This is a genomic window from Falsihalocynthiibacter sp. CO-5D18 (genome assembly GCF_041205445.1).
GTDB lineage: Bacteria > Pseudomonadota > Alphaproteobacteria > Rhodobacterales > Rhodobacteraceae > Falsihalocynthiibacter > Falsihalocynthiibacter arcticus.
The window spans coordinates 75,228-95,051 of record NZ_JBGFCF010000017.1 but is presented as its reverse complement, the minus strand read 5'-3'; the positions used below and the strand labels follow the sequence as shown (position 1 = coordinate 95,051).

Sequence of the window (19,824 nt, the reverse complement as noted above, 5' to 3'; positions counted from 1 at the left end):
AATGAACATTCCAAATAAACCGATTGTCGCCCGTCGTTCCCCCGGTTCCAGCGGCGAAAAAATCATCACACTGGCGGCTCTGGCTGTTGGGGGTCAGGGCGGAGGCGTCCTGACAAATTGGATCGTGGCCGTCGCCGAGGCCAGCGGTTACCGCGCGCAATCCACGTCTGTTGCGGGCGTCGCACAGCGTACAGGCGCAACGATCTACTATGTCGAAATGTGTCGTGACACAGGGCGCATGCCCGTATTTTCCCTCTCGCCCTCCATTGGCGACGTCGACATTTTGATGGCGTCGGAATTGATGGAGGGGGGCCGTGCGATCATGCGTGGTTTTGTAACCCCCGGTCGTACAACGCTGATCACATCCACCCACCGGATCGCGGCGGTTTCGGAAAAAATCGCACCCGGCGACGGACGCGTAGATGGCGCGGACGTCATTGAAGCCATGGGCATTGCGGCGGACCACGTTGTGGCCTTCGACATGGAAACCGTGGCCAAACGGGCGGGGTCGGTGATCTCGTCATCGCTTTTGGGCGCCTTGGCGGGATCGGGTGCATTGCCGTTTGAGCGCGCCAGTTATGAAGAGGTAATCCGCGCTTCTGGCCGTGGCGTCGAGGCATCCTTGCGCGCATTCGGTGACGCCTATGACATCGCCAAGGGCGACAAACCTGCGCCAGAACCAGAGGTCGTCGCCTTACCAGTATCCGTACTCAACGTTCCAAAGCGCCTCAAAAAATCATGGGCAACGCTCGAAAAACGCCTGCTGGCCTTACCTGACGACACCCAAGAAATGACCGGACTTGGCATTAAAAAAGTCGTGGACTTCCAAGACATCCGCTACGGCCATCAATATCTTGATATGGTCGAGAAGGTCGTGGCTCTGGATGCCGCTCCTTTTGACATGAGCAATAATGCCGCGAAATATTGCGCGCGCGCGCTGGTCTATGATGATCTATTGCGGGTCGCCGATATTAAAACGCGCGCCTCCAGATTTGAGCGCGTAAAGGACGAAGTCATCGTCAAAGACGACCAAGTTCTACACCTCACCGAATATTTTCACCCGCGTTATGAAGAGTTTACCACAACCCTCCCCCGCGCTCTTGGCCGTTTTATGCAACGCCGTAAAGGCATCGACGCCTTTTACTTCAAGCACTTCGACAAAGGCCGCCGTATTCGCACCGACAGCTTGTTTGGCTATCTGTCCCTATGGTTTGTGTCCTCTCTGCGCCCAATCCGCCGCAGCCTTTTGCGCCACGACAGCGAAATGGCGCATATGAACACGTGGTTCGCCACCGTTCTGAAAATTGCCAAAACGGACACCGCGCTTGCGAGCGAAATCCTTGCCAATTACCGCCTCATCAAGGGCTACTCGGATACGCATGTGCGCGGCATGTCAAAATTTGCCCGCATTATGGGCGCGATTGATTTGCTCAACGGACGCGCGGACGCCGCAGATTGGATGCGCCGCTTGCGCACGGCGGCGCTCGATGATGTCGAGGGCGACAAACTCGATGGTGCGCTCGAAACCGTCAAAAGCTTTGCGAGGTAGATGAGATGCCTGCACCCATTGTCATTATCGGCGCGGGCATTAACGCACTTGTCGCCGCTGCGGACCTCGCATCGCGCGGGAAATCCGTGCACATCTTTGAGCGCGGCCCCACTCCGGGCGGCGCGGTCCGCACAGAAGAGCTCACCTTGCCGGGTTTTCGCCACGACGTCGCGGCGATGAACCTGTCGATGTTTGCGGGTTCAGCATTTATGGCCAAACATGGCGCAGAACTTGCCAAACACGGTGTCGAATTCGTACCCATCACGCGCCCTTTTGCGCAAGCGCTAGAGCCGGGCGACCATCTAGGCGTGACAACGGATGTCGAAGAAACGCTTTCCACCTTTCACTCTGAGGCGGATAAGGCGACATGGCGCAGTCTGATGAAGGCCTTCCCACAGCGCGCCAGTGTTGTGGGTGGCCTGCTCGGCACCCCGATGCGGCCGGGCCCGTTGCTGAAGTTTTTCTGGAAATCGTGGCACGTACTGGGCACCGCGAAAAGTCTTGAGATCGCGCAATTCTTGCTCACGTCGCCCCGCGCTTGGCTTGAGGAAAACTTCACCGACCCACGCCTACACACGGCTTTGTCCACATGGGGTATGCACCTCGATTTTGCACCCGATATCGCTGGCGGCGCAATCTTTCCCTACCTCGAAGCCATGGGCGGACAGGCCATGGGAATGGTGATCGGCAAAGGCGGCGCAGATACCGTCACTCGTGCTTTGGTTTCGATGATCGAAAGCCATGGCGGTACGATCACCTGCAACGCCGAAGTTGACGAGATTTTGCACAAGAATGGCGTTGCTACCGGTGTGCGCGTCAATGGCAAAGAAATAGAAGCTTCAACTATATTGGCGGGGCTTGCCCCGAAACACTTGCTTCGTATGATAGGCGAAGACTCGGGAAATACCCGTTTCAACAAGGGCCTCAAGAAATTCAAACACGCGCCAGGGACGATGATGATTCACCTCGCGCTTAACGGCCCCGTCCCGTGGAAAGCCGACGCCCTCAAGGCGTTTGCTTATGTGCATATCGGGCGCACAATGGAGACGGCGTCGTTTGCATATGCGCAGGCCTCTGCGGGTCTTCTTCCTGAGACTCCCTTGCTTGTGGTTGGTCAACCCACGGCCTTTGACACCAGTCGCGCACCCGAAGGGAAGCACGTTCTTTGGGTTCAAGTTCGCATGGTTCCCGCCGACATAAAAGGCGATGCCGCGGGCAAAATAACGACCAAAGACTGGAAAAATGCAAAAAGTCCGATGGCGGAACGCGCGCTCGACCTGATCGAAGAACAGGCTCCGGGCTTTCGCGAAACCATCTTGGCGCAAACCGTTGTGTCCCCTCTTGACCTAGAAAAAGAGAACCCGAACCTTGTTGGCGGCGATCAAATATGCGGTTCCCATCACCTCAATCAGAACTTCCTTTTCCGCCCCGTTCGTGGCTTCGCGGATGGGCGCACACCCCTGAACGGGTTGTTCATGATCGGAGCCTCCTGTTGGCCTGGTGCAGGAACCGGCGCAGGATCGGGAACTTTTGTGTCCCAAATGATTAAATAACGTGCAAACACCAAAAAAACGGACGTTTTGCGAATTAATACTTTAATTATAAAATTTTTAAGCTCAAACTAATATCCGATAATGTGAATACAAATAATATCAGAACAAGAGCCCTTCAAGGGCCCCTTTCAACCAACGGGAGCTACAAAATGATGAAAGAAACACACCTCACAAGACGTGGTTTTGTGGGCGCGTCTACCGCGCTCGCCGCACTATTCGCGACCGGCGCACCGGCCTTTGCCCAAGACGCCGACAGCCTGACAATTGCCTATAATACTTCCGTCCAAAGCTGGGACCCAACCACGGGCCCCGCCGCCGTAAACCCCGCGCTGCAATCCGTTTATCTGGCGGTTTTTGACCGTTACATCAATCAAGCGGCGGACCTTTCGTTCGAGCCCGGCCTGTTGACCGATTGGGGCTTCAACGACGACAAAACCAAAGTGACGATGACCGTCCGCGAGGGTGTTAAATGGCACAATGGCGACGACCTGACGCCAGAAGACGTGGTCTGGTCCCTCACGCGCGCAGCAAACCCAGAAACTGGCAACCCCATGCAATTTGTCTGGTCCAAGATCGGCAATTTCACGGTTGAGGGCAACACAATCACTGCAGATGTGATTGAATTTGAACCGGCGCTTTTCAAATGGATGGCCTTCTTGACGGCCTTTATTCTACCGAAGGCGTACTACGAAGAAGTCGGCTCCGAAGGCTTCGAAAAGGCCCCCATTGGCTCGGGTCCCTATATGGTCGACGCATTCGAGCCGGGTGCTTATGTGCGCCTAAAAGCCTTTGAAGACTACTGGGGCGGCGCGCCAGAATTTAAAACCGTGACGATCAAATTCGTGACCGATGCGGCCTCGCGCGTGGCCGAAGTGGAGTCGGGAAATGCCGATATCACAACCAACATTCCCTATGAAGAATATGACCGTTTGATCGCCAAGGACGGCCTTTCTGGCAAGGCGATACCAATCACCGATATCGGCATGATTTTCCTCAACGACATTGAGGTCATGACGGATAAAAACGTGCGCCTTGCGGCCCACCATGCGATTAATAAACAACTGCTCATTGACCGTCTTCTGCACGGCTATGGTGTCCCCCTTTCGACACTCGAAGCACCCGGTTATGCGGCCTATGACGACAGCATCCAAGTCGCTTATGACCCAGAGAAATCCATAGATCTTTTGGCGGCATCGGGATATTCCACCGACAATCCCGTGAAGTTCACAATCCAAACCACGCGCGGATTTAAGCCAAAAGACTACGAAATGATCCAAGCCATCGTTGGCATGTGGCGCAAAGTTGGCATTGAAGCCGAAATCGAAGTCTATGAAATCGCAAAACACTATGAGTTGCGCGCCACAGACACGCTTGCACCTGCGGCCTTCTACAATTGGGGCAACTCGATTGGCGACCCGTCAACATCCACAGGCTTCTCGATGTTTGGCCCCTCCCCCCACGCGGTTTGGGACACACCGGATCTCGTTGAAAAAATTGGCCCGCTGTTTGTCGAAGCCGACGAAGAAAAACGGATCGCAGGCTACAAAGCCGTGTCGCGCTACATCGCCGAAGAGGGCTATGTCATTCCGCTTTTGCAATATGTGACACCGATTGTTTTCAACTCGAACATTGATGTTGAACCCTTCGCGTCTGGCGATCTTCTGCCACAAGCCGTGAGCAAAAACTAATCATACTTGCCCGTTTATGATACCTCGGACCGCAATACACTTGCGGTCCGAAACCTTATTCTAATGAGGCTTCTATGCTTGTGAAAACCATTCTCATCCGGCTGCTCAGCACCATGGTCACACTATTCGGCGTGGCCGTTGTTGTGTTCGTACTGGTGCGCGTTGCGCCCGGAAATCCGATTTCAATGATGCTGCCTCCGGGGGCGACGGATCAAGACATCGCAAATCTGACGGCGCTCTATGGCTTTGACAAAAGCCTGCCCGAACAGTTTATTATCTGGATGGGTGGGGTGCTTCACGGTGATTTTGGTACCTCAATTACCCTGCGCCAACCGGTCGCCGGCCTCGTCCTTGGACGCCTTCCCGCCACGTTGGAACTCTCGGTGATGGCGCTTTTGATTGCGGTGTTTCTTGGCGGCTTGATCGCAATTGTCGGCGCGCGCAAACGGGGAACTGGCGTTGAAACCAGTCTTGATTTGACCAGCGGTGCAGTCCTGTCGATTCCTGATTTTCTGTGGGGATTAATTTTCGTTCTCCTGTTTGGCGTCCTCTGGCCTGTGCTGTCCATTTCGGGGCGGGTTGATCCACGCATCGACATAGATTTCACCACAAATTTCTACCTGATTGAGGGTCTATTGCGCGGGCGTTTTGATGTGGTTAGCTCTACGCTCTCGCATATGTTGATGCCAGCGATGTCGTTGGCGCTTCCCTTGGCCGCGATGATCGCACTTCTCCTGAAACAGAACCTCAAGGAAATCCTGCTTCAGGATTACACAACCCTTGCCCGCGTCCGTGGCTTTAGCGAAACCTCGGTGATTCTGCGCGAAGCATTGCGCAATGCGGCCTTGCCAACGATTGCGCTTATCGGAGTGCAATTTACCTTCCTCATTGGCGGCACAGTGATCGTCGAGCGCCTCTTTGCCTACGAAGGTCTTGGCAATATGGCCATCGATGCCGTGATCAATCGCGACCTCCCTTTGGTACAGGGCATCGTGCTTTTATTTGCCGCCCTTTTCACCGTGATCAACTTGTTGGTTGATCTCTCCTACACCCTTTTAAATCCGAGGTTCCGGCATGGCTGATGTCACGACACCAACCGTCCGCGCGTATCGAGCGGATGTAAATTTACGGCTGTGGTTGCCGCTTACATGGATCATGGTTGTTGTGATCGCCGCGCTTTTTGCGCCGCTAATTGCGCCCTTCGATCCTCTCTCTCAAGACCTTATGCTTGAGCGCCTCCCCCCCTTTTTCATGGAGGGATCCGAGGCTGGTCATTGGCTGGGCACGGATAGCCTTGGGCGTGATGTTCTCTCGCGGATCATTTACGGCGCGCGCATCGCTCTTTTCGTCAGCGTCATCGCGGCGACCACGACCTGTATTTTTGGTTCTACTTTGGGCCTGATCGCAGGATATTATGGCGGCTGGCCGGATCGCATAATTTCGCGCCTCGTGGACATTTGGATGGCCTTTCCCCCCGTACTTTTTGCGGTGCTTCTGGTGGCCGTCATCGGCACCGGTCTTGGCTCCGTCATTGCGGCCATCGCGCTGATCGACTGGACACGTTTTGCCCGTGTTATTCGGGCCGAAACCATGGTGCAAGCACAGATGGATTTCGTCGACAGCGCACGGATCGGCGGCGCTCGTCGGGTAGCGACTTTGTTTAGTGAAATTCTGCCCAATGTCCTCCCCTCCATTATCGCGCTTTTGATGCTGGAGATGGGAATTGCCGTGATCGTCGAGGCCATCCTGAGCTTCGTTAATCTCTCGATTTCATCAGATGACCCAACTTGGGGCAGCATGATCGCCGAAGGCCGTGGCTCAATTCACTTCGCGTGGTGGGTTCTGCTGTTTCCGCTCATCACCCTTTTCTTGTCCGTCCTGAGTTTCTCGACCCTCGGAGAAGGCCTCAAGCAACAATTTGATCCGGTGCTCCAATGACCACAATTTTCCCACACGCCAAAACTTTGGACATCATCAAGCTCAATATTGCCCTGCCAAATGGGCGGCGCCTGTTGCGGGACGTCTCGCTCGACCTAGAACCTGGCGAGGTACGCGCATTGGTCGGCGAAAGCGGTGCGGGTAAGTCGATGATCGGCAAAGCGGTGCTTGGCATATTACCCAATAAGGTCGAAGTGACCGAGGGCGAAATCCTGCTGGAGGGCGCACATTTAAACGCAATGTCCGCCAAAACACGGCGGCAAACCGTGGCGAAAATGTCGGCGTTGATACCCCAAGACCCCCTCACCGCCCTCAACCCTGTGCGCAAAATCGGCCCGCAAATCACCGATACTTTAACGCGCATTCACGGCTGGAGTGCTGATCGTGCCTTGGCGCGGGCCCGCGAGCATTTGGATCGTGTACATATTCAAGCACCCGAACGCGTCATGGCAAGTTATCCGCATGAACTGTCCGGTGGCATGCGGCAACGCGTTTTGATTGCTGCGGCTTTTGCCCCTTCGCCGCGTTTAATTGTGGCGGATGAACCGACCACCGCGCTCGACGTCACCGTGCAAAAACAAATCCTCAAACTGATCCGCGAACTTCAGCATGAAACGGGAACCGCCGTCCTGTTTGTCACCCATGACATGGGCGTCGTCGCCAAAATCAGCCAGAAAGTGACGGTCTTGTTTGCCGGCCGCGTGATGGAGGATGCAGTAACGCGCGACATTTTTGAAAACCCAAGCCACCCCTATACAAAAGCCTTGATCGAGGCGACGCCCACGACCAAGTCAACCGCGAAGTCTTTTTCCCCTGTGCCCGCCGAATTGATCGCCGAACTTCACAGCGACATTGCCCAGATCGACGCCGCTTACGCCAAGGGAGATCGAGCATGACCCAAACGCAAAACACCGCATTGCTTTCTATTCGCAACCTTCGTTTGTCCTTTCCAGACCGCGCGCATAAACCCCTTCTCGGCCCTGCCCCGCGCATTGAGGTTCTTAAAAACCTAAACCTCGATATTGCCAAGGGAAAGATAACCGGAATCGTCGGGGAATCGGGATCTGGGAAATCCACCTTGGGTCGGATATTTGTCCGTCTTCTGGAGCCTGACTCTGGGCAAGTTATTTTTGACGGCATGGACATCAGTACGTTGGATGAGGTGGCATTGCGCCCTTTGCGTCGCGACCTTCAAATGATTTTTCAGGATCCGATGTCCTCCCTCAATCCACGCCACAAAGTTTGGCGCATTATTGCCCAACCGATGAAGCGGTATGGCCGTGGCGGCACACGCGCCGATGCTTTGGCGGCGCTTAAAAAGGTTGGGCTCACACCAGACTTCGGCAATCGTTACCCGCATGAATTATCCGGCGGACAGCGCCAGCGGGTTGGTATCGCGCGCGCAATCGCGCTTGAGCCGCGCTTCATCTTGGCCGACGAAATCGTTTCGGGTCTGGATGTCTCTAGCCAAGCCCAGATTCTTACGCTTTTGCGCGATTTGGCCCGTGATATGGACCTCACGGTTGCCTTTATTAGTCACGACCTCTCGGTTATTCGCTATTTATGCGACGACGTGATCGTGCTGAATCATGGGGTTATCGTGGACAACGGTCCCGTTGAAACGGTGTTCGAGTCTCCAAAATCTGCCATTACAAAAACGTTGTTGGCTGCAATCCCACTCCCTGAAATTGACGAGGATTGGTGGGAAAATACCGCAGAGCTTTAACAACAAAAGCGAGCCTTGCGGAAAACAAGGCTCGCTTCATTGCAAGGCTTCCCGCGATTTAACGCAGTATTTCTTCCAGCGCGATCAACGTACGTTTTACGCCAGCAACGGTGGTTATCGGACCTGGCGACATGCGCAAAGTTTGGCCACGGCAATCCATATAAATCTGCTGCTCGCGCAGTTTTTGAACCACCTCGGCCGCAACAATATGTTCTGGCAACGACAGCATAAGGCTACCACCGCGCCGATCCGCCTCACGCGGAGTTGCCAATGTCAGGCCAAGCGCTTCAAGCCCTTCAAGGAGCATCGCACAAAGGGTCTGATTGTGGGCCACGAACGCCTCGGTATCTTGCTTCATGCGCCATTCAAGCGCGGGAAGACTGGCGATTGCAGAAACGGTTGACGGCGTCCCGTTGTCAAACCGCCGCGCGTCGGGCGCAAAGGCAAAGGCATCCAGCGCCCAAGAGAACGGGTTGTCTTGGGAAAACCAGCCGCGCAAATCCGGCTCACAGAGCGGCAACAATTTATCATCCACATAAAGGATACCCGCGCCAGGGGTGCCACAAAGCCATTTGAGGCTGGTCGAAATCACGAAATCCACCTGCGGCGCACTTACATCATATGGCAATAGCCCCGCGCCTTGCGTGATATCAACGCCGATTAAGCTGCCCATTTTACGGCCATGTTCGACAAGACGCGGCAGGTCGTTGCGGTGGGAGGTGGTCGAGCTGATCCACGTCAAAAGCGCCAGCGCAACATTCTCATCCCACTCCGCGATAAGATCGTCTTCCTCAACCCAATGAGCGCCTTGCCGAAGCGGTACAGTTTGCAGGGTGAAACCATAACGCTCAGCCAAGCCGGTCAACAGGAAATGGATCGACGGAAAGCCATCTTCGGCGACGAGGACTTTCTTGCCGATGAGCATTTTAGGCGGCAAGGATCCGATGAAGGTCATCATCGCAGAAGTTACGTTTTCAGCGGTGGTCAATGTGCCCTTTGGCGCGCAGATAAGCTCGGCCCAGAGATCAATGAATCTCTGGCGTTTGCCCAGAATTTCGTTCCACTGCCCGTCATTAAACGCTGACCAACTGGCTGAAAATGCAGCGAGTTCTTGCGCCAAATCTGCCTCTTTGTCGGGGTAGTGGCCGATGGAATGGTATAGTAAATAGGCGTCGCCACCGTTAAGTGCGGACATGTTATTTCTCCGTAGAACTGAGTGAGGGGGGATCGCTTACCTTTAGTGGTATCCGCGCTTGTAATACTGCTCGAGCCAACTGGTGAACCGCACCATCGGCCACAGGATCGCGATATAAATCAACGCGGCCAACAACAACGGCGTTGGATTCGCGAAGAGCGCTTGTGCGTCGGTTGCTTGCTTCAACAGGTCGCCCATCGTGACGACCGAAGCCAGAGACGTATCTTTCATAATGGCGACGCAATAGGACGCGAGCGGCGGAATCATCATCCGCAAAGCTTGTGGCAAAATCACCTTGCGCATCATCGAAAAGAAGGAAAGGCCAAGCGCCTCTGAGGCTTCGAACTGGCCCTTTGGAACGGCTTCGATTCCTGCGCGCACAACTTCCGCCGTATAGGCCGCAAGGACCAACGAAAGCGCAATGGTTGCGGCGATGAACGGGGGAAAGACAATCCCTGCAAACGGCAACGCATAATAGACAAGAATCAGAACCACCAAGACGGGAATGGCGCGCATGATGTCGACAAAAAGGACTGCCAGAAGCCGAAAAGGTTTAGGCGCATAAAGACGCACAAGGCAAACCAGCACCCCTAAAATACCGCCACATACGGAGGCCGCGCCGCCAAGTAAGAGGGTGTTCACAAGCCCCCGCATCAGAATGGGAAAAGAGCGCCTCATGACGTCGAGGTTGAAGAAAATATCAAAGATTTCCATTTACTGCACTGCTGCCTTTCGTGCTGTCTTCAGTGGTTTTGAAGTGGTGTGGGAGCGGTAAATCATACCGCTCCCACACCATTTTGGGTCAGTCTGCCGACGTGGGAATTGGAAGAGGCGTCAAAGTTAGGCTGTCGGCTGCGGGCGCAACGCCGAACCATTTTTCATAGATCGTCGCCATTGTTCCATCCGTTTTCATCGCGGAAAGCGCATCGTTAAATGCTTCAAGCTTCTCGGAATCCTTGGGCATCATGATCGCAAATTTATCGCCCGTCGCGACTTCAATCGCGATCTCAAGATTGCTTAACTGTGGTTGTGTAAATGCGTAACGCAGGCTCACGATGTCGTTCACAGCGGCGTCAATCCGTCCGTTGCGCAAATCGGTCAGCATATTCGCAGTGCTGTCATAGCTGCCATAGGACGCATAGCCGAGTTCTGCTTCGCGTTCCTTAAGCCAACCTTCGGGGAAAGATGTGGCGATAGAGCCGATCTTCTTTCCAGCTAGATCGTCAAGGCTTGCAATGCCCGCGTCTTTTTTGGTGCCAAATCCAAGCGCACCCGAGAAATAAGGTTGAGTAAATGACTGAGCTTCAAGCCGCTCCTCGGTGATGGTCAGCGATGAAATCACAGCATCTACGCGGCGCGATGCGGTTGCTACAAAAAGCGCCCGAAAATCGAGGCCACTTATCTCAAGGTCAGCGTCAAGGCGGGAAGCAATTTCGGTAACGATGTCGACTTCGAAGCCTTCAAACTCACCCGCTTCGTTTTTGAATTCCCAAGGGGGGTTTGCGGGGTAGGAGCCGATTTTCAATGTCTCTGCCGCGCTCGCGCTGAGGCCGGAGAAAGCGGTCATCATTGCTGCGGCGAAGCCGATAATGTGTCGTGTACTGGAGGTCATGTGATGATCCCTGTTGTTGGGTTAGCGGCGCATTTTTTGGTTCAGCGCTCATCTTTATGATATGCACGTCTCGTATACGAATTCAAACATTTTATTTAAGGTTAAAGTTTTTTTACTGGTTATTTATGATATTCTGACTAGAATGCCTAAAAATTAGTATACGGATTAAAAGAGATTTATGCCCGATTTTTCAAAACGCCGTATAAAAGACGTGATCTATGAAGAGTATCTCGGACGTATCCAGCGCGGGGAACTGACACATAAAGACCGACTCGTCGACACAACTGTCGCCGCCGAATTCAATGTGTCGCGGATGCCCGTGCGCGATGCATTTATGAGGCTTGCACATGAGGGATATCTCGCAGGCTCGACACGCGGATTTACCCTGCCCGAACTTAAGCATCGCCAGATTCTGGAGATTTTCGAGCTGCGCAGATTGCTTGAACCCCGCGCCGCCGCGCTCGCAGCCTATGAGTTGACGCAGCAAGACCTGGAAACCATGGAACGCGCCGTTGCCCTGTCGGAAAGCACAATCGAATCGGGAGATATTGCCCAGCTTTTCAATGCCTCAGAGATGATCCGGCGCACGTGGCTCGCAGCGGTTCCTAACATAGAATTACGGGACACCATCCTACGCTATATGGCCCAGATTCAGGCCGTTCGTATGGCAACTCTGCGCGACGCTGTCTCCCAACGCACCCTCGTTACCTTTCACCGCCAGATGCTGACGGCCTTCAGTAGCCGCAATGGTGTCGATGTCGAACTGCTCATTCTACGCTTCGTGCTTGCCGGCGAAGAAAGTTACCTCCGCGCCAGCCAAACGCAAGCATAAGCCACCCCTTAACACCCCGCAAAGGACCCCGCGCATGACCAATCAGACCACAGCCATCCATCGCGATGACGTTGCAATCCGCATCACCGACCTAAACAAATGGTACGGTGATTTTCACGCTCTCACCGACATTAACCTTACCGTGAATCAGGGGGAGAAGATCGTCATTGCGGGCCCATCAGGTTCGGGAAAATCTACACTTATTCGTTGCATCAATCGGCTAGAGGTCCATCAAAAAGGCCAGATTGTCGTGGACGGAGTCGAGTTAACCGCCGACGTCAAGAATATCAGCAAAATTCGGTCCGAAGTTGGTATGTGTTTTCAGAATTTCAACCTTTTCCCGCATATGACCATCCTCGAAAACTGCATTCTCGCGCCAATGTCCGTCCGCGGTCTTTCGCGCAAAGAAGCCGAGGACGTTGCAAGGCACTTCCTTGAGAAAGTTCAGATTAGTGACCAAGCGGCGAAGCACCCCGGACAGCTTTCGGGTGGGCAACAACAACGCGTGGCGATTGCGCGCTCGTTGTGCATGAAGCCGCGTGTGATGCTTTTCGACGAACCAACGTCAGCGCTTGATCCGGAAACGATCAAGGAGGTACTCGACACGATGATCACGCTCGCAGAAGACGGTATGACGATGGTTTGTGTGACCCATGAAATGGGTTTTGCCCGCCAAGTCGCCGACCGTGTGATCTTTATGGATAAAGGGAAAATCGTCGAAGAAAACACGCCAGAAGAGTTCTTTGACAACCCGCAACACGAGCGAACAAAACTCTTCCTCAGCCAGATTTTCGGTCATTGAGGTAAATAGCAAGGGCGGCAGGATGTGCCCGCCGCCCTTGCTCAACTAACGACTATTTCGAGAACAACTCGCGCAGTTTTGGCCCTACTTCGGGGTTTGCCGCCAAAACGGGCTTCCAACCTTCTTCCACCGACATTTCAACAAAAGCAACTGCTTGATCTGCAGGAAGTTCAAACGTTGCAATACCTTCTTCAGTTTGGCGCGCAATATCGGTTGCGGCCAACTCAACAAAGCGCCCTGCCTCAGCTTCAGCGGCGAGCATTTGTTCTTGCAGGAAGGCCGTTTGCTCTTCGCTCAAACTCGCCCACGTTTTTGCGCTAAAATAGACGCCTGTTTCAACTTGGTAGAACCCCGGATCAACGCGAACCTTGGTTTTACCCTGCCAGCCGAGATCAAACACACCCGTCGCAGGCCAAGCATAGCCATCAATCGTGCCGCGCTCCAAAGCGGTATAAACTTCACCCGGTGCGGTTTGCATTGGGTTGATACCCAGACCTTGGAAAAACGCCTGATAGATCGGGACTGAGCGAATCTTTAGACCCTCAAAATCCGTGCTCTCGGGCTCTTCAGATAGGTAAATGTGATAGGGCACGTTTTCTGTAAGACGGCCAAGCCAATGAATACTGGCCTTCTCCATGTGGATTTGATCCAGCAGATCATAGCCGCCATTTGCGCGCAATTCGGACATCGGCAGGTCCGTTAGCGTCATCGCAAGCCCTTCGGGAACGAGGTTGGCGTGGTAAACAGCGGTCGTATTTGCGAGGTCCACGATTCCGTTGCGCAGCGCGTTGCCAATCTCGAACGGCGGCATCGCATCAGGGCCGCCGATAACCTCGATCTGTACGATTCCTGCGCCATTTTCATTCACTCTATCGGCAAATTTCTGGAAGGGATCGTAAAATACCGTACCGGATTGGAAAGCCGAAATCGCGCGCAGCGTGACCTCTTCGGCAAACGAGGCGGTGGTGAAGGCCGTTAAGGCCAGCGCTGAAACCAGCGGAAGGACGCGTAGGGATTGGGTCAAAGTCTGTCTCCTGTTGAATAACTTCCCCACGCTTGCTGCGCGAGTGAAGGTCGAATTAACGCACGAGCGAAGGTAGGAACGTCGTGAGGTCGGGCCACAAGATCATCAGGCCAAGCACGAAGACCTCGATGAGAATGAAGGGAATTGCCGCCTTATAAATCTGCAAAAGCGGCACAGTTTTGACCGCCCCCTGCATCACCATAAGCAGCATTCCGAAAGGCGGCGTTAGCAGGCCAAGTTCGATCACTACCAGCATCATCAAACCCAACCAAACAAGGTCAATGCCCGCACTTTGTGCGAGAGGAATGAACAACGGCATGGTGATCATCATCATCGAAACCTGATCGATAAAGCAGCCCATCAAGAGCAAGATCAGCAACATCGACATGACCAGTGACATTGGCGTTGGGTCAACCGCTTGCACCAGCGAAAGCATGCCCGACGTGGCCCCCGAAAACGATAAAATCTGCGAGAATGTCGTGGAGGCGACGATGATAAACAAAATTGAGATCGAGACCTTCGCGGTCTCAACCAAGGCAAGTTGCAACGCGGCCCACGACAGTTTCCCATAGAAAATCGTCGCAAAAAACGCGGCCACGGCACCAAGGGCAGCGGCCTCAGTCGGTGTCGCGATGCCCGAAAGCATACTGCCGATAACAGCCACAAAAATACCGACCAATGGCACCACGTCGCGCAGAAACGGCACATAACGCTCGCGGAAAGTATAGAGTTGCTCGCGATTTTGGCGGGGCGAGGACGTGGGATCAAATATACCCACAAGGATCACATAAATCAGGAACCCTGCGGCCATCATGAAGCCAGGCACGATGCCACCAATCAGCAGTTGGGTGATGGAGATGCCGGACAAGGAGCCTAACATCACGGCCAAAGTCGACGGCGGGATCAACACGGCAATCCCCCCCGTGGCCATCGCTGGTCCAAGGGCAAGCGTGGTTGAGTAGCCGCGTTTCATCATCTCTTGCGACAGCGTGCTTCCGAGCAGCGCGGTATTGGCGATCGACGATCCCGAAAGCGCGGAAAACGCCGTGCCGCCAACGACCGTTACACAAGCGAGCCGCGCAGGCAGGCGGTTCAAAAGACGTTCAACCGCCTCAATCGCCTTATAGGCAAGCCCGCAATGAAACAGCAGCTCCCCCATCAGAATAAATAGTGGGATCGGCACCAACGAGAACGAACTCACCGAGCCAGAGGCATTGCGCACCAGCTGATCCAGCCCCGCCGTACCACCCAAAAACATCCACGCACCAACGATGTTTGTACCCAAAAACGCGATTGCAACGGGCATCCCAGTGGCAAATAGTGCCGCCAAAATTGCACCCAAAATTGATAATACCAGCCACCAAATCATTGCGTGTACTCCTTAGACGTCAGGCGGAGGGCGAATTCCAACAAGCACATGCCGAGGCACACCAGTATCGGCAACAGCAAATACCATTCAGGGAAAACGAGGTTTTTGAACACCAACGAGCCGCGCTGCCATGTATCAAACGTCACCAAACAGGCGCGCCAGAACAAAAGCCCCATAATCAGAAGCCCTGCGAGATTGGCGATCACCTCCAAGCGGCGCGCCTTGGCAGGAGAGAGGTAGCGCGGCAAAATATCGACCTTAACATGGCCGTGCGCATGTAGCAGCCACGGGGCGCCGAAGAATGTCGACAGCATAAGAAGATACTCTGTGAACTCTGTGATCCAAGCGATGCGCGCCAGTTCAAGATTGCGGATCAAAACATCCGCGCAAACAACAATTGCTATGGCGGCGAACCCGAACGCTGACAGAGCACCCAAACCGCCCATCGCCCTCTTCATCGATTTTTTAATCACGGAGCCTCCCTAAGACTTGCTAAAAGCACAATATGTGCATCGGACAATAATTCAAGCTTAAAGTTATTTTTTGGAATTAAATCGAGGGTTGAAGAACCAGCTCTCCGAGAATATTCTTAAATACCCGTCCATTAGATCATATTTACATAGGTAATATAAATGGCGGCTCGCGTCGCCCAACAAGTATATCGTGGCCCTTAGCCGCTTCGGAATATATTTATACATCAAATATAACCAAAAGGAGATCGGAAATAATTATAGTGAGCTTGAAGTCACCGGCGGACAGAAACGAAGACTGGAGCAGATCAGAAAAAACGCAAATCTGACCCTTTCCAATGTATTCGTGATCGTTTTACAACCTTGCGAAGCAGTGCGGCCTTGCAGGCAACATGGAAATGGCACAGTTCATTGCCAGAGCCAAAAATAAATCAACCCTGCCCCACTCGAATAAGACACGTAGATTAAAACACAGGACATTTTTCAGAATGAAACACACATTAACCGCCTTATTACTTGGTCTACTCACGGCGTCCGCCGCTGCCGCAGAGAGCGTCAACAGAAGCGATTTATTCGCCTCTTGCGTCGTGTATCAAAACACGAAGTGGAAAGCTGGCTTGAGCGGTACTTTGAATTACCTCACAGCGCCCCAAATCGCGCAACTAGAGCCCTACAGCTTTGAGCTTATTAAGCAAGAATGTGGGTGCACGGTTACGGCTGCTTTCAAATCCCTCTCTGAAGATACAATTGTAGCTTACAATAAATCACTCACTGATAATGGCGACGGGATCACGCTTGGTACTGACGCCGCCGCCAAAGAATTTCAAAAAGCAGGAATGATGGACAAGAAAATCGCATGTACCGTGAAGAGCTTAGATTCATCTGGGTATGATCAAGAGCTAAAAGACCTCTCAAAATAGATGTCGGTTCTAGACTTCAGGTCTGACGAGTTACTCCACCGTCGACACGAGATCCCTTTCTTGGTGCAACCGGAAAGTCCGCCAAGTGGGAGTGGTTTCTCTTTGATTGCGACGGAATAACTGAGATTGCTTCGGACGAAGCTACTGGTGCGCAGCGCAACGTCCAATCAACGGTATACGCAGCGAAGACAGAGCATTATATGGAAACGAGACATCGAAGATGAGCGACAAGCCCAAGAGACCCCAACAAAGAGAAGGCATGGCATGGCTCGCCTTGCCGTGGCGACGCGATGGAAAAAGGGTTAAACGGCATCCGATATTGAAAACTTACGTTCCTCAAAATCATTTCTAGAATCGAACAACGTCTGAATGGGCTGTCGATCGTCATTAAATCCATTATAGGCTTCAACATCCGTATTTAACTGAACGTAATCGCCTACAATTTGCTCGCGTCGGTGAATGAATGCTTTTTGCATATGCTCACGGGGTGCATCTTTCATCATCGCCCAGAAAGTATACTGCACTCCCCCTTGCTTACCCGAACCGCATGGTTGACCCGAAATCTGCGGCCTTCAGCCCCGGATACCATTGTTCGAACTTTTGACGAAGGGTGCGATCAAGGACGCGGGTGCGGGCTTGCAACATCAAATTGGCACCGGGCCTTGACCAACGCATTTTCTGGTGCTTGCAAAAGCGTTGATCAAGGCCGTGTTGACGGTGCTTTCAGCAAAGCCAGTGGAGACGCGCTAGCCATAGCGTCGGCGCTCGGCGTAATTTGGGATCGTGGATGCGTTGTTTCCGATATATATCTGGAATTCGTTGGCCGCCGTTCGCAGAGCCTTAACGCTGGCATAGTCGGTTTCTATTTCGTCCAAATTCTCAGCAAGGTCGTCAATGACAATCTGCCCATCATGTAGGTTTCCGTTTCACAAAAAACCTTTGTGTCGTCGGAGCATCCGCACCAGCCGTTCGTCGTCATCGGGGTCTTGTGTGGATGCCCCCAGTTTAGCAAGAAGTTTCCGACGTTTTGGATGACGATTGATTGCGGTCTTGTGTCAGGCCTCTCATTTGCGGCTTTTTACGTGCCGCGGGCCGGTATGGTTTGTTGGCGGATTGGGTCCAATTCTGCTCCGCGGGTTCTAAATACCCAATCCCTATCTGACTTCCATATCCTTCGGTGCCCTCCTCACCTATAAAGGGCGATCATGTGACACCCCTTATTCATTGAGCCAACACAGCGACAGACGTCTTGTAAGCTTCGCTCTTTGTCAGCATGGCCTAAATTGCCCGAGCCGTTTTATTTGCTAATGCGATAGCCGCAATCATTTTGGGTATGCGATCTAGTTTATCTTGAAGCCAGGGATTACAGCGTTTTCCATGTCGACTGGCCGAGGCCATACAACTAATGACCCATCTTCGTCGTACGTCCGATACGGGCCTTGCCGCCGCTGGAGTTTTACTTTGGTATCAAATTCAACCAGACTGCAATGTCGCGCCCCTCCGTAAAGCTCTGCATGTCCGGAACAAAAACCTCAATCACCATGGCCCCTTTTGGGCCATTTCTCGGCATGGTTTGGAAAATGCATGCCGACGGGCTCAACACACAATGGGCTTTGATCTTTGCCGTCAATGCTTTGGATTTCTCCGAAAGATTGCAAATCTGCGCAAAAAACATGTCCACCATTTCGGTAACAAGGGCTGGAGTATATTCAGTTTCTTCAATCCGCTTGCGAAGTTGGTCGACGTTTTTAAGACCCACCGCAGTCATCATGCCAAACTCGGCCAGATGGCTGCGAAGCACGGCCTCGGTGATAGCTTCACATCATGACCGATTTTCGACAACTCGCGAGCCCAATAGTGAGACGCTCTACAGGCCTCCATAGCGACTAAGCAGGGTTCTAGTGCAGCTGAAGTACATTCTTTGCAAGATCAATGCCGATGATGATATCGTTATTCATGGATGCTTCCTCTCTTTGGTGGTGGCTATAAAACCACCTTGGCACATTGCGATGCCGTTCGTAGAAGGGGCATCCACCCCATCTGTTTCGGCTGGGAGCGAAATCCTACGCTAAGGGTTTTGCCAAATCAGAAAGGCCTGAACCCTTCTGTTGGGAGCGCCGCGCGAAGGGTTTCGACTGGGGTACAGCCAAATTTCTTGCGATAAATTTCAGCAAACCGCCCAAGATGGAAAAAACCAAGTTCGGTTGCGACATCTGTCACCCGCGTCGTCTGTGTAGGATTGGAAAGTTCCTCCCACGCCAATTCAAGTCGTAAATCACGCAGAACCGTCATAGGCGAACGACCGTATCTGCTGCGAAAAGCCCCCTGTAAATTGCGCACGCTTGTCCCCGCAGCGCAGGCAATATCTTCGATCATGATCGGCGCACGCAGGTTTTCGTGCATATAGCTTTCAGCGCTCCGAATGATCCGCGGCATCGGCCCTGTATTACTCGCAACAATGGAGGAAAAATTATGCGATTGAGTTTGCAGCAATCCGACCATCAAGGTCCGTTCCAATTGCTTGCCAAGCAACGTATCGCTTCCCAATAATGCGTCGCCTCCTTCTGACCCCTTCATAATAAAATTCAAAAGACCCAGAAATGCGCGCCCTTCGCCGTTGCGCAGTTTGTTGGCTCCCGCAAATTGCAGCGACGTCCCCGCAGGCAAACCAACCTCGGCGCGAGCGGTCTCTATTAATGCCTTTTTTTCAATTTGGAGCATCACCTGAACGCAGTCTTCACTCCAAATCATAGAGGTCGAAGCTTCGGGGTTGATTACACCGCTAGTACCTCCGCCGATCTCATGCCGGTTTGTTCCATTGTTAATAGAGGCATGGCCGCGAACGGGAAATTGGAACAAGTAGAACCCCTCCAGAGCGCCTGGCGCGATCAGGGTTTTTGCACCATAAGTCATCACATTAATCGACAACGCTTTGCCGCTGATACGGTTGTGCTGCGCCGCAAAGGGCTGCCGCCCTATCGTCTCAAGTCGGTGATCACAATAGACTTCGGCCACCGCAGCGCGGGCTTCGTCGATGTCGTCGCCTTTGAAAAGCACATGATCGCCAAGCGGAAGCGCATCGGCTTTTGTCGCTAATTGAAACAGATCCAAGCTCACCCCTTCCAAATGGTTAATTGAGGCTTAAA

General features: G+C 53.2%; 20 protein-coding genes. 10 read left to right on the top strand and 10 right to left on the bottom strand.

The features are described from left to right. Position 1: 1 nt before the first annotated feature. The 7 genes from AB9F27_RS18930 (at position 2) to AB9F27_RS18900 (ending at position 8,454) form a co-directional block, all read left to right on the top strand. Positions 2-1,549, top strand: a complete 1,548-nt coding sequence (locus tag AB9F27_RS18930) for an indolepyruvate oxidoreductase subunit beta family protein (protein WP_335585230.1) — start codon at positions 2-4, stop codon at positions 1,547-1,549. A gap of 5 nt (positions 1,550-1,554) precedes the next feature. Continuing rightward, a complete protein-coding gene (locus AB9F27_RS18925; protein WP_335585229.1) occupies positions 1,555-3,102 on the top strand; it encodes an NAD(P)/FAD-dependent oxidoreductase in 1,548 nt (515 codons plus the stop codon). Between the two features lie 149 nt (positions 3,103-3,251). Then, a complete protein-coding gene (locus AB9F27_RS18920) occupies positions 3,252-4,790 on the top strand; it encodes an ABC transporter substrate-binding protein (protein WP_335585228.1) in 1,539 nt (512 codons plus the stop codon). Positions 4,791-4,864: 74 nt separating this feature from the next. Beyond that, a complete protein-coding gene (locus AB9F27_RS18915) occupies positions 4,865-5,872 on the top strand; it encodes an ABC transporter permease (protein ID WP_335585227.1) in 1,008 nt (335 codons plus the stop codon). Continuing rightward, positions 5,865-6,728 carry an ABC transporter permease gene (locus AB9F27_RS18910; RefSeq protein ID WP_335585226.1) on the top strand — a complete coding sequence of 288 codons (864 nt, stop codon included), beginning with the start codon at positions 5,865-5,867 and terminating at the stop codon, positions 6,726-6,728. Before AB9F27_RS18915 ends, AB9F27_RS18910 begins: the two co-directional genes overlap by 8 nt. Beyond that, a complete protein-coding gene (locus AB9F27_RS18905; RefSeq protein WP_369758013.1) occupies positions 6,725-7,624 on the top strand; it encodes an ABC transporter ATP-binding protein in 900 nt (299 codons plus the stop codon). Before AB9F27_RS18910 ends, AB9F27_RS18905 begins: the two co-directional genes overlap by 4 nt. After that, a complete protein-coding gene (locus tag AB9F27_RS18900; protein ID WP_335585224.1) occupies positions 7,621-8,454 on the top strand; it encodes a dipeptide/oligopeptide/nickel ABC transporter ATP-binding protein in 834 nt (277 codons plus the stop codon). Before AB9F27_RS18905 ends, AB9F27_RS18900 begins: the two co-directional genes overlap by 4 nt. Positions 8,455-8,512: 58 nt before the next feature. Here the strand turns inward: AB9F27_RS18900 and AB9F27_RS18895 are convergent, their stop codons facing one another. From AB9F27_RS18895 to AB9F27_RS18885, 3 genes are all read right to left on the bottom strand, one after another. Continuing rightward, a complete protein-coding gene (locus AB9F27_RS18895) occupies positions 8,513-9,649 on the bottom strand; it encodes an aminotransferase class V-fold PLP-dependent enzyme (protein ID WP_335585223.1) in 1,137 nt (378 codons plus the stop codon). Positions 9,650-9,691: 42 nt separating this feature from the next. Beyond that, positions 9,692-10,363 carry an amino acid ABC transporter permease gene (locus AB9F27_RS18890; RefSeq protein WP_335585222.1) on the bottom strand — a complete coding sequence of 224 codons (672 nt, stop codon included), beginning with the start codon at positions 10,361-10,363 and terminating at the stop codon, positions 9,692-9,694. An 88-nt stretch (positions 10,364-10,451) separates the two neighbouring features. Then, positions 10,452-11,261: an ABC transporter substrate-binding protein gene (locus AB9F27_RS18885; RefSeq protein WP_335585221.1), complete on the bottom strand. Its 810-nt coding sequence runs from the start codon at positions 11,259-11,261 to the stop codon at positions 10,452-10,454. A gap of 178 nt (positions 11,262-11,439) precedes the next feature. Between AB9F27_RS18885 and AB9F27_RS18880 the strand changes: the two genes are divergently transcribed. Beyond that, entirely contained in the window at positions 11,440-12,093 is a 654-nt protein-coding gene (locus AB9F27_RS18880; RefSeq protein WP_335585220.1) for a GntR family transcriptional regulator, read from the top strand. A gap of 34 nt (positions 12,094-12,127) precedes the next feature. Next, positions 12,128-12,895, top strand: coding sequence for an amino acid ABC transporter ATP-binding protein (locus AB9F27_RS18875; protein WP_335585219.1), 768 nt, complete (start codon positions 12,128-12,130; stop codon positions 12,893-12,895). Positions 12,896-12,947: 52 nt separating this feature from the next. On the opposite strand, the gene dctP is transcribed toward AB9F27_RS18875, so the two are convergent. The 3 genes from dctP to AB9F27_RS18860 are packed head-to-tail and all read right to left on the bottom strand — an operon-like array spanning position 12,948 to position 15,761. Then, positions 12,948-13,919 (bottom strand): TRAP transporter substrate-binding protein DctP, encoded by a 972-nt coding sequence (gene dctP, locus AB9F27_RS18870; RefSeq protein WP_335585218.1) that lies wholly within the window; start codon positions 13,917-13,919, stop codon positions 12,948-12,950. 55 nt (positions 13,920-13,974) lie between these two features. Further along, complete coding sequence (locus AB9F27_RS18865) at positions 13,975-15,288, bottom strand: TRAP transporter large permease subunit (protein WP_369758012.1); 1,314 nt, start codon at positions 15,286-15,288, stop codon at positions 13,975-13,977. Then, positions 15,285-15,761 (bottom strand): TRAP transporter small permease subunit, encoded by a 477-nt coding sequence (locus tag AB9F27_RS18860; RefSeq protein WP_335585216.1) that lies wholly within the window; start codon positions 15,759-15,761, stop codon positions 15,285-15,287. The genes AB9F27_RS18865 and AB9F27_RS18860 overlap by 4 nt, the downstream gene beginning before the upstream one ends. A 485-nt stretch (positions 15,762-16,246) precedes the next feature. Between AB9F27_RS18860 and AB9F27_RS18855 the strand changes: the two genes are divergently transcribed. After that, positions 16,247-16,678 (top strand): hypothetical protein, encoded by a 432-nt coding sequence (locus tag AB9F27_RS18855; RefSeq protein WP_369758011.1) that lies wholly within the window; start codon positions 16,247-16,249, stop codon positions 16,676-16,678. Between the two features lie 302 nt (positions 16,679-16,980). On the opposite strand, the gene AB9F27_RS18850 is transcribed toward AB9F27_RS18855, so the two are convergent. The 4 genes from AB9F27_RS18850 to AB9F27_RS18835 form a co-directional block, all read right to left on the bottom strand. Next, positions 16,981-17,202 (bottom strand): hypothetical protein, encoded by a 222-nt coding sequence (locus tag AB9F27_RS18850; protein WP_335585214.1) that lies wholly within the window; start codon positions 17,200-17,202, stop codon positions 16,981-16,983. 10 nt (positions 17,203-17,212) lie between these two features. Beyond that, on the bottom strand, positions 17,213-17,353 hold the full coding sequence (locus tag AB9F27_RS18845; protein WP_369758010.1) for a hypothetical protein: 141 nt from the start codon (positions 17,351-17,353) through the stop codon (positions 17,213-17,215). A gap of 781 nt (positions 17,354-18,134) precedes the next feature. Then, positions 18,135-18,449: a hypothetical protein gene (locus AB9F27_RS18840; protein WP_335585213.1), complete on the bottom strand. Its 315-nt coding sequence runs from the start codon at positions 18,447-18,449 to the stop codon at positions 18,135-18,137. A 314-nt stretch (positions 18,450-18,763) separates the two neighbouring features. Beyond that, a complete protein-coding gene (locus tag AB9F27_RS18835) occupies positions 18,764-19,789 on the bottom strand; it encodes an AraC family transcriptional regulator (protein WP_335585212.1) in 1,026 nt (341 codons plus the stop codon). Between the last annotated feature and the right edge of the window lie 35 nt (positions 19,790-19,824).

Bases quoted from the DNA above. Each gene is read 5' to 3' on its own strand.
- AB9F27_RS18930 (WP_335585230.1), top strand. From the start codon at position 2: ATGAACATTCCAAATAAACCGATTGTCGCCCGTCGTTCCCCCGGTTCC.
- AB9F27_RS18890 (WP_335585222.1), bottom strand. From the start codon at position 10,363: ATGGAAATCTTTGATATTTTCTTCAACCTCGACGTCATGAGGCGCTCT.
- AB9F27_RS18895 (WP_335585223.1), bottom strand. From the start codon at position 9,649: ATGTCCGCACTTAACGGTGGCGACGCCTATTTACTATACCATTCCATC.
- AB9F27_RS18880 (WP_335585220.1), top strand. From the start codon at position 11,440: ATGCCCGATTTTTCAAAACGCCGTATAAAAGACGTGATCTATGAAGAG.
- AB9F27_RS18915 (WP_335585227.1), top strand. From the start codon at position 4,865: ATGCTTGTGAAAACCATTCTCATCCGGCTGCTCAGCACCATGGTCACA.
- AB9F27_RS18925 (WP_335585229.1), top strand. From the start codon at position 1,555: ATGCCTGCACCCATTGTCATTATCGGCGCGGGCATTAACGCACTTGTC.
- AB9F27_RS18840 (WP_335585213.1), bottom strand. From the start codon at position 18,449: ATGATGACTGCGGTGGGTCTTAAAAACGTCGACCAACTTCGCAAGCGG.
- AB9F27_RS18920 (WP_335585228.1), top strand. From the start codon at position 3,252: ATGATGAAAGAAACACACCTCACAAGACGTGGTTTTGTGGGCGCGTCT.
- AB9F27_RS18910 (WP_335585226.1), top strand. From the start codon at position 5,865: ATGGCTGATGTCACGACACCAACCGTCCGCGCGTATCGAGCGGATGTA.
- AB9F27_RS18865 (WP_369758012.1), bottom strand. From the start codon at position 15,288: ATGATTTGGTGGCTGGTATTATCAATTTTGGGTGCAATTTTGGCGGCA.
- AB9F27_RS18900 (WP_335585224.1), top strand. From the start codon at position 7,621: ATGACCCAAACGCAAAACACCGCATTGCTTTCTATTCGCAACCTTCGT.
- AB9F27_RS18885 (WP_335585221.1), bottom strand. From the start codon at position 11,261: ATGACCTCCAGTACACGACACATTATCGGCTTCGCCGCAGCAATGATG.
- AB9F27_RS18855 (WP_369758011.1), top strand. From the start codon at position 16,247: ATGAAACACACATTAACCGCCTTATTACTTGGTCTACTCACGGCGTCC.
- AB9F27_RS18875 (WP_335585219.1), top strand. From the start codon at position 12,128: ATGACCAATCAGACCACAGCCATCCATCGCGATGACGTTGCAATCCGC.
- AB9F27_RS18845 (WP_369758010.1), bottom strand. From the start codon at position 17,353: ATGCGTTGGTCAAGGCCCGGTGCCAATTTGATGTTGCAAGCCCGCACC.
- AB9F27_RS18905 (WP_369758013.1), top strand. From the start codon at position 6,725: ATGACCACAATTTTCCCACACGCCAAAACTTTGGACATCATCAAGCTC.